The sequence below is a fragment of the Arthrobacter sp. Y81 genome (assembly GCF_002929335.1).
Taxonomy (GTDB): Bacteria; Actinomycetota; Actinomycetes; order Actinomycetales; family Micrococcaceae; genus Arthrobacter.
The window spans coordinates 1-520 of sequence record NZ_PJIL01000104.1 but is presented as its reverse complement, the minus strand read 5'-3'; the positions used below and the strand labels follow the sequence as shown (position 1 = coordinate 520).

General features: G+C 66.3%; 1 pseudogene. It reads left to right on the top strand.

The features are described from left to right. Positions 1-267: pseudogene (locus tag CXQ91_RS24400) on the top strand (hypothetical protein); the annotation flags it as partial. Between the last annotated feature and the right edge of the window lie 253 nt (positions 268-520).

Genomic DNA, 520 nt, shown 5'->3' with positions numbered 1-520 from the left:
TTCCGGCGCTGTTCCTACTTGCCGGCGCGCGTTCTCGATGATGCAGCATCCGGCGCGCGGGCCAAGGGCCACATCGGCATCGGTGCGGACGCCGACATCGTCGTGATCGAGCCGGATCGGTTCTCCGACACCGCAAGTTACCTCGATTCCACCCGGCCCTCCGTCGGGGTGCGCCATCTCTTCGTCGGCGGTACAGCCGTCGTGCGGGACGGTCTCATGCTGACGGACGCGTTCCCCGGTCGCGCACTCAAAGGCGACCCCCGATGACCGAAACCTTTTTTGCTCGGGATGCGGCGCACGACCAGTCGGCCGGAGACCTGCTTGGCGTGGCCGTGCACTTCGATTGAAGAGTGCCATCAACATCCACGAACGCGATGTCCCCCACCGGACGGTTCCCCGAACAGGGGTGCCGTCCGGACCAGGCGCATGACCCGGGCCAGACCAGCCGGCGACATAAGGTCCTCCTCATCGGCGGGTCAAGGCTAAGCGCTCAGCTCCTCGATGAGGGCGGCCACGAGTG